Origin of the sequence: Streptomyces ipomoeae 91-03 (assembly GCF_000317595.1) — a bacterium.
Classification (GTDB): Bacteria; Actinomycetota; Actinomycetes; order Streptomycetales; family Streptomycetaceae; genus Streptomyces; species Streptomyces ipomoeae.
On record NZ_AEJC01000122.1, the window covers coordinates 1 to 912 of the forward strand.

Annotated in this window: 1 protein-coding gene; it reads right to left on the reverse strand. The window is 68.3% G+C overall.

The annotated features are described in order from the left end of the window. Positions 1-669 (reverse strand): IS5/IS1182 family transposase (locus STRIP9103_RS08240; RefSeq protein WP_048819922.1); only part of this gene is annotated, 669 nt, incomplete at its 3' end. Positions 670-912: the final 243 nt, after the last annotated feature.

Below are 912 nucleotides of genomic sequence, written 5' to 3' on the forward strand. Positions count from 1 at the left end.
TCGCCAGCACTTCAGGCGGGTGATGCCTCGTTCGACGGGTGCGCGAGTGGCGGCCAGGGCCCGGTTGACCGTCTGCTCGGTTGTGGTGAGTTCGCCATGGGGCGGCCGGCGCTTGGGGGTGGTGACCCACTCGCCCGCGCCGATGTAGGCCGTGTCGGCAAGGACGGGGACGCCCTGGCGCTCACAGATCCTGATGATCTTGTGTGTGCGGGCGGCGGTCAGGTCGTGTGTGCGTCCGGGCAGGGCAGGCGAGAGCCACAGCGTCCGGCCGTCCGGGTCCGTGACGACCTGCACGTTCACACCGTGCCGCTTGCGCTTGGTCGAGTAGTCCGCGCGTCCGTCGCCGACCCGGTCGCACTCGGCGAGCGTGCCGTCCACGAGAACGTAGTCGGGGTCTGCCTCGCGCAGGACCTTCAGCAGGCCCGGCGCCTTGTCCGCGAGGTACTCGACGACGGCGGTGACGTACGCGTGGGCGGTGCCGACGGAAATACGGAAACCTGCGGCCAGTTGCGCCAGGGGGTCGTGTCGGCGCAGGTATGCCAGAGCGATCACCGCACGCTCGGACGGCCGGAGTTTGCAGCGTCGGTCACCCTCGTGGGTGACGATCAGCATCGTCACCCACTCCACGAGTGCGTGCGGCAGGTCGAGTGCGGCAGGATATGGGACCAACAGGGCTCCTGAGCTGGAGAGTTGAGACCTAGACACCTCTCTCAACGGCATGGGAGCCCTGTCCGTTGCCTCCGGTCCCGCTGTCACTCATTCGGGGGCCACCCTGAAAACCCTCACTCACAAACGTGCGACCTCGTGTCGCACCTCCGCCTTGCGGAGTTCCCGCCTCGGTCGGGGCGAACCGGCCTCGATTCACGGCCCCAGCCTTGAGCCACTGCCGGACCAGTCCCCGTGCGGGGAAAG